General features: G+C 52.3%; 6 protein-coding genes. All 6 read left to right on the forward strand.

The window, feature by feature from the left end:
- Positions 1-1,394: helicase-related protein (locus PHV74_13415; GenBank protein ID MDD5095357.1), on the forward strand; the 1,394-nt coding region annotated here is incomplete at its 5' end.
- Positions 1,395-1,409: 15 nt separating this feature from the next.
- Positions 1,410-2,483: an SIR2 family protein gene (locus PHV74_13420; GenBank protein ID MDD5095358.1), complete on the forward strand. Its 1,074-nt coding sequence runs from the start codon at positions 1,410-1,412 to the stop codon at positions 2,481-2,483.
- Positions 2,483-4,252, forward strand: a complete 1,770-nt coding sequence (locus tag PHV74_13425) for an ATP-binding protein (GenBank protein ID MDD5095359.1) — start codon at positions 2,483-2,485, stop codon at positions 4,250-4,252. Before PHV74_13420 ends, PHV74_13425 begins: the two co-directional genes overlap by 1 nt.
- On the forward strand, positions 4,249-6,042 hold the full coding sequence (locus PHV74_13430; GenBank protein MDD5095360.1) for a site-specific DNA-methyltransferase: 1,794 nt from the start codon (positions 4,249-4,251) through the stop codon (positions 6,040-6,042). The genes PHV74_13425 and PHV74_13430 overlap by 4 nt, the downstream gene beginning before the upstream one ends.
- A gap of 100 nt (positions 6,043-6,142) precedes the next feature.
- Positions 6,143-7,186 carry a virulence RhuM family protein gene (locus tag PHV74_13435; protein MDD5095361.1) on the forward strand — a complete coding sequence of 348 codons (1,044 nt, stop codon included), beginning with the start codon at positions 6,143-6,145 and terminating at the stop codon, positions 7,184-7,186.
- Positions 7,183-7,900, forward strand: a 718-nt coding sequence (locus PHV74_13440; GenBank protein MDD5095362.1) for a DEAD/DEAH box helicase family protein, incomplete at its 3' end; no start/stop codon positions are given. The genes PHV74_13435 and PHV74_13440, both read left to right, overlap by 4 nt.

The raw sequence follows: 7,900 nt of genomic DNA on the forward strand, positions 1-7,900 counted from the left end.
CCGACATGCGTTCTGCTCTGGTGGATTATTTCCGCGAAGAAGGTCAAATCATGATTGCCACCGAGGCGGGCGCGGAGGGCATCAACCTCCAGTTCTGCTCGCTGGTGGTCAACTACGATCTGCCGTGGAACCCACAGCGCATCGAGCAACGCATTGGACGCTGTCACCGCTACGGCCAGAAGCACGACGTAGTGGTAGTGAACTTCCTCAACCGGAAAAACGAGGCTGATCAGCGCGTCTACCAGCTTTTGTCTGAGAAATTCCGTCTCTTTGAGGGGGTATTCGGGGCCAGCGATGAAGTACTCGGTGCTATTGAGTCCGGGGTGGATTTTGAGAAGCGAATTAATGACATCTATCAGCGATGCCGAAAGACCGAGGAAATCCAGGGGGCTTTCGATCAACTCCAGCTCGAACTAAGCTTGGAGATTGACGATGCCATGACTCGCACACGCCGTCAGTTGCTGGAGAACTTCGATGACGAGGTCCGCGAAAAGCTGAGAGTGAGGGACGAAGCCTCCAAAGCCGTCCTTAACCGCTTTGAGCAACTTCTGATGCGGCTCAGCCGGCACGAACTCAATGGTCACGCCGAGTTTCTGAATGACTCCTCTTTTCGGCTGCTCAGTTCCCCATTTCCCGGCGAGATTCCAACGGGTCTTTACGAACTGCCACGCCGTTCAGGCGAAGCTCACACCTATCGCTTGAACCACCCATTGGCCGAAGCGGTAATCGCCCAAGCCAGAGATCGCGCGTTGCCACCTGCCGAGGTCCTATTCAACTACGACCAACACGAGGGCAAAATCAGCATCCTGGAACCGTTCCGGAGAAAAGGCGGCCACCTTACCCTCTCGCTGTTCTCGGTCGAGTCGCTCGATCAAGCCGAGGACTATCTTATCTTCGCCGCTGGTGCCGATGATGGAACGCCGCTTGATGAAGAAGCCGCCCGGCGTCTCCTTTCACTGCCCGGTCAAGTGACACCATCGACAGCGGCACCGACTCCTGATGCTCTCGACGTAATGACCCAACTCCGTCAGGCGGAGATTCAACGCGCTATCTCCGAGCGCAATGCCCGCTTCTTCGAAACTGAAGTGGAGAAACTGGAAGGATGGGCGGATGACCTGAAGCTGGGATTGGAGCGCGAGATCAAAGAGATCGACCGCCAGATCAAGGAAGCTCGCCGCGCCGCCACCGTGGCGCTCAGGCTGGAAGAGAAACTGGCCGGGCAGAAACAGGTCCGGGCGCTGGAATCCCTGCGCAATGAGAAACGCCGTTCCCTCTTCGATGCCCAGGATCAGGTGGACAAGCGCCGGGAGGAACTTATTACCAATATTGAAGGAAAGCTGGCACAGAGCACTTCGCTCACAACTTTGTTCTGTATCAAATGGGGGTTGCGGTGAGATTGCGTTCATCAAGTGAACATCGACTGTGAAAAGCCGAGGATAGGTATGACCCTTGAGTTGTCGAACGTTAAGAGGCATCTGCAGGATCACCTCCAGGAGGGCCTGCTCCTGGTTGTAGGCACAGGCACATCCATTGCTGAAGGTATTCCGGGAATGGGCCCCTTAGCTGACCACCTGAAGATGGTAATCCCTGCAGAGCTGCGCATAACACCAGATCCCGCTTGGGAGGATGTCGTTGCAGCTCTAGATGGAGGTGACCATCTCGAAGCGGCAATGGGTAAGATAGGGCTAAAACCAGGAACCGTCGAGGCCATTGTAGAAGCAACTGCGGTGTTGATTTCGGATGCAGAGCGGAAAGTCATTGAACGGGTTATTGCCGGAGAACGAATTCTCCCTTTCACACCTTTTTCAAAGCATTTATTCAAGGCAGGGAAGCAATTCCATTTAATCACGACAAACTACGACCGTCTAATCGAGTTGGCAGTGGAGGCTGCAGGGATCGGTGTAGATTCCCGCTTTTGTGGTTACCTGCATGGTAAATTGGATGCAAAACGATCTGCAGATGCACATAGAGAATCTTTCGTTTCAGGGCGCAACTCGTGTTTCCGGTCTCTACCATCATTATGTATCCATAAACCTCACGGCAGTTTGGATTGGTTTGAGGTTAATGGGAACATAGTCAGGTGCCCCGTCGATATCGGGAAAGTGCCCGTGATCATTACCCCGGGAACGAGCAAATATCGCGAAAGCTTCCGTTGGGCATTTGATGATCAGAGGACATCTGGAAATCGAGCAGCTACCAACGCTACTCGGCTAATGTTCATAGGATATGGATTCAATGATGATCACTTGGAGCAGCAGCTGTGTCCAGGGCTCAAACTTACGAAGCCCAGCATCATTGTAGCAAAAGAACTCACAGTCAATGCCCAAAGAGTGATCGAAAACAGTAAGGATATTGACGTTGTTGCACTTTGTGCTGTTTCAGTAAACGACCTTCGCACTCGGATCATTACTTCAAAAGGAGAGGAAGTTATAGTCAACGAACAACTTTGGAACCTCGAAGGTTTCAATAAAGGAGTGCTCTAATGCCTAGTATCGGGATGTCCTTTGAATCCAATGAAGCTATTGGGCGGGTAATGTCAGTAGACACAATGCGTGTTTTCGTCCATGTTGACGAGCACGAATTGCTTAAGAAGGTGATGGTCGGCAATCTGATCGCTGTCCAGGGAGCTACCGGCCATCAGTTTCTCATCTCGATCGTTGAACGAATCACGCGCTTGCCAGCGGATTCCATCGGTCCTGGCGAAGCACCAGACGATGAAACCGCTCCTCAGCAAGATGAGATACAAGACACAATACGGGGCGTCCTAGTGGGCACTTATCGCTCTAAAGACGGTGATGAAGGGCCGTCATTCAAACGAGGCGCGGATTCCTGTCCGCAGATCGACCAACCGTGCTATCTCATCCAAGGGGCGAATTTGACTGCGTTTATGGGCGTGCTATCCCAAGATGTCCCAGCGGACAAGGCTCTTCGGCTTGGGCACTTTGCCATCGACCCTACTGCCCAAGCCGTTGCCAACGGCGATAGATTCTTCCAAAGGCACGCTGCAATTCTCGGCAGTACGGGCAGCGGCAAAAGCTATACGGTGGCTGCGCTTCTGGAGAGAGCAAATACGCTTAGTCACCCAAACATCCTCCTTCTTGACATGCACGGGGAATATGCTTCTCTCGCGAAAGGCCAGACAAATGGCTACGCCACATATTTCAAGATTGCTGGACCAGGAGATTTGGCGGAACCCAAGACTCACAGCCTTTTCCTTCCATATTGGCTCCTAAACCGGGAGGAGATGCTCTCCATGCTTCTGGACCGCAGCGATGATAATGCCCCAAACCAGGCGATGCGCTTCACAAGCTTGGTCCTTGAAAAGAAACGTGAGTCACTTGAGCAGCAGAAACTTCTAGATATCCTCGCATCATTTACTGTCGATTCTCCTGTTCCCTATGACCTGAAGACACTGGTGGATGCTCTGCGCGAAGATGACCGCGCAATGACAACGGGTAGTTCCGGACGTGATAAGCAAGGACAGTGGCACGGGAAGCTTACTCGGTTCATCAGCAGGCTGGAAGCAAAGATTGCAGACCGTCGTTATGGCTTTCTCTTCCAACCTCCTGCCAAAACAAATGTGTATGATTGGCTTCCCGAAATGGCGACCACTTTTCTCTCCACAAGCAACGAGAAACAATCGGGGATCAAAGTCATAGACTTTTCCGAGGTTCCCGCAGATGTTCTGCCAACCGTCGTTAGCGTCTTCTCCCGCGTTCTCTATGACGTTCAATTCTGGATGCGTTCGGAGTCTCGCACGCCTGTGTGTCTGGTTTGCGATGAAGCTCATCTCTACTTGCCGGTTCGTTCGGACGCAGATGCCGCCACCAAGCGAGCATTGGATACTTTCGAGCGGATTGCAAAGGAGGGTAGAAAGTACGGATTCTCTCTTCTCGTTGTCAGCCAGCGGCCCTCAGACGTCAGTAAAACCATTCTCAGCCAATGCAACAACTTCATCGCGCTGAGGCTGACAAATGAACAAGATCAATCTGCGGTGAAGTCTGTGATGCCAGATAGTATGGCTGGAATTGCAGAAATTCTTCCTCTCCTCGATATCGGTGAGGCGATCGTTCTCGGAGACGCAATTCTTCTTCCATCACGGATCAAGCTGGACAAACCAATAGCCAAGCCTTTAAGCTTGACCAAGAACTTCTGGCGTGAATGGGCCGAAAAATCCTCTGATGCGACCGCTATCCGCGCTGCCGTCGAGAGTCTCAGAAGACAGAGCAAGATTACGGAACCGAAGAAATGAACAACAGAAAACCTAAACTCGAACTCACCTGGATTGGCAAGGAGAACCGGCCCAAGCTGGAGCCGCGCATCCTGCTGGAGGATCAGGAGAAGTCCTACCACGCCCCACACCGCGTGACCGACCAAGACCTTTTCGATAACAAGCTCATCTTTGGCGATAACCTCCTTGCCCTCAAAGCCCTGGAACAGGAGTTCACCGGCAAAATCAAGTGTATCTTCATCGATCCGCCGTATAATACAGGACAAGCTCTCCAGCATTACGATGATGGGTTAGAACACTCTATATGGCTGTCTTTGATGAGGGAGCGTTTTGAGATTCTGCGGAGTCTACTTCGAACCGACGGAACGCTTTTCTGCCAGCTTAATGATGACGAAATGGCTTACGGAAAAGTGCTGCTCGATGAGGTTTTCGGGCGCTCAAATTTCCTCAACCAAGTAAGCGTAAAAATGAAACAGACTGCTGGCGCATCTGGTGGCGGAGAAGACAAGCGGCTTAAGAAGAACATCGAATACGTGCTCATCTATACTCGCGACAAAGATGGCTCAGGAGGCTTCCAGAAATTCAATGACGTTTACGACGAGGAAGACCTATTTGAAGTCATCGATGATATGGAGGCTGAAGGTAAGAGTTGGAAATATACCAGCGTCCTTGTGCATAAGGGAGACTTCGTTGAAGAGAGGGTTGTCTTAGATGGTGCCGGAGATCCCATCCGCGTGAGAAAATATAAAGGTGTAAAGCGAACGACCATCAATGGCATCGTTAGGGAAGGAGCATCGAGGGAAAAAGCCTACATAGATCACTTTGATCGCATATTTTCCGACACAAATGCACAAACAAGCATTCGGACCCGTATCATGGACGAGTTTCACTCTTTAGCAGAAGATGAGTTGCTTGAAGCCGAATACATCCCGCGATCTGGGAGAGACAAAGGAGAGACCGTTCAGCACTACTACATTAGCCCAACAATCCGGCGAGTGATTTGGTTGAAAGACACAGCGGTAAAACGAAAGAACAGGCTCTTGAAGCTAGAGAAGGCAGGCACGTTTTGGGAAGGATTCCCTCTCAACAATCTTACTAAAGAGGGCGGCGTTCAGTTCGCGAATGGCAAGAAACCGGAAGCACTGCTTCAAAAAGTATTGGATCTTTCCACTTGCCCCGGCGATTGGGTTCTGGACTCATTTGGCGGTTCAGGAACCACTGGCGCAGTGGCACACAAGATGGGACGGCGTTGGATCATGGTTGAACTGGAGGAGACCTGCCACACGCACATCATTCCCCGGCTGAAGAAAGTGATTGACGGAGAAGACCCGGGCGGCATCACGGAGGCAGTGGGCTGGAAGGGTGGCGGAGGGTTCCGCTATTACCGCCTTGCACCATCCCTTTTGGAGAAGGACAAGTGGGACCGATGGGTTATTAGCCGGGAGTTCAATCCCGCCATGCTGGCGGAAGCCGTCTGCAAGCTGGAGGGCTTCATCTATGCGCCCAGCGATACGGTCTACTGGCAGCACGGACATTCTACGGAGCGGGACTTCATCTATGTCACCACCCAGAACCTGAGCCATGAACAGCTCCAGCAGCTAAGCGACGAAGTCGGGCCGGAACGCTCGCTTCTGGTGCTCTGCTCCGCTTTTCGCGGTCAGGCCGGAAGCTATCCCAACCTGACGGTGAAGAAGATTCCAAAGCAGGTCCTCTCTCGCTGTGAATGGGGCCATGATGATTACAGTCTGAAGGTAGAGAACCTGCCCAAAGCGCCGCAGAAGATGGGGCAGATGGGGATGGATTTAACATGATTGAGCGTTATTCCGGCGCAGGCCGGAATTCAGATGGCTTATGGACGAACTTGGACTCCGGTTTTCACCGGAGTGACGGAATCGGGGGTAATACGAACTTATGGAAGACGATAAACCCAAGTCCGAGTTGATCCTTTATCAGACAGAGGATGGAAAGACGCGCATTGAGGTGCGGCTTGAGGGGAAGACGGTCTGGTTATCACTTAGTGAGATGACTGAACTGTTCCAGCGCGATAAATCGGTGATCTCCAAGCACATCAAGAACATCTTCGAAGAAGGAGAACTCAAACCGGAGGCAACTGTTGCAAACTATGCAACAGTTCAGCAAGAAGGAAGCCGCAGTGTTTCCCGGATGATTGAATACTTCAACCTCGATGTCATAATATCCGTCGGATATCGTGTCCGGTCGCCGCGGGGCACGCAGTTTCGTATCTGGGCCACCGAGCGGTTGCGCGAGTTTATCATCAAGGGTTTCACGCTCAATGACGATCTTCTCAAACAAGCTGGCGGAGGCAACTACTTTGAGGAACTGCTGGCGCGTATCCGGGATATCCGCTCTTCGGAAAAGATATTCTGGCGCAAAGTGCTCGATATCTATGCCACCAGCATCGACTATGACCCAAACGTCGATGTCTCCCAGCAGTTTTTTGCCACGGTGCAGAACAAGATGCATTGGGCAGCCCACGGGCATACCGCGGCAGAGATCGTCGCTGAGCGGGCGGATGCGACGCTGCCCACTATGGGATTGACGAGTTGGACAGGCAGCCGTCCGCGCAAATCTGATGTGGGTGTGGCCAAAAATTACCTGAAGGCGGAAGAACTGGATGCGTTGAACCGGATTGTGACTGCCTACCTTGAATTTGCCGAGCTACAGGCACGCAACCGCAGGCCAATGTACATGCGAGATTGGATTACGAAGTTGGACGATTTTCTCCGCCTGAGCGATCAGGAGATACTCACCCACGCGGGCAAGGTCAGCCATGAAGTCGCCCTCAAAAAAGCCGAAGAACAATACGAAGAGTTCCATGCCAAGCAATTGGCAGAGCCCACTGAAGTTGAGAAACACTTTCTGGATGCGGTGAAAAAGATCGAACAATTGAATCCGGGGGAGACCAAACGGAAAAAGCGGAGGAAGTCCGAATGAATCATCACGTGAACGCCATCGCCGGGCGAATGAGCCTGCGCCCGCCGCAGCGGCTCTCGCTGGAAATACTCGATCGAGTCACCGAGGTTGTGCCACCCAAGAAGGGAGCTGATGTCGCTGCCGCACTAGACGCCATCCACAGCGATTTCCCATCAGTGACGGATTTCGAGCGCGAGTTCCCTTCGCTGTGTTTCGCTTTGGCCACTGGTGTAGGCAAGACACGTCTCATGGGTGCCTTCATCACCTACTTGCATCTGGCTCATGGCATCAATAATTTCTTTGTCCTCGCCCCGAACCTGACCATCTATAACAAGCTCATCGCCGATTTCACTCCCGGTACGCCGAAGTATGTTTTCAAAGGCATCGCCGAGTTTGCCACTAATGCACCGGAGATCATCACCGGCGATAACTACGAATCCCGTGCTCGCACTCTATTCGATGCCTTAATCCGCTGCAAAGTGAACATCTTCAACATCTCTAAAATCAATACTGAAGTGCGCGGAGGCAAATCTCCTCGAATCAAACGCCTTTCGGAATATATCGGTGAAAGCTACTTCGATTATCTGGCAGCGCTGCCGGATCTCGTGTTACTGATGGATGAATCCCATCGCTACCGGGCTTCGGCGGGCGTCCGGGCTATCAACGAACTAAAGCCGTTGATGGGGCTTGAACTCACGGCAACGCCCTTTGTCGAAACCGGCAAGGGAGCGGTAG

The organism is Dehalococcoidia bacterium, assembly GCA_028711995.1.
Taxonomy (GTDB): Bacteria; Chloroflexota; Dehalococcoidia; order SZUA-161; family SpSt-899; genus JAQTRE01.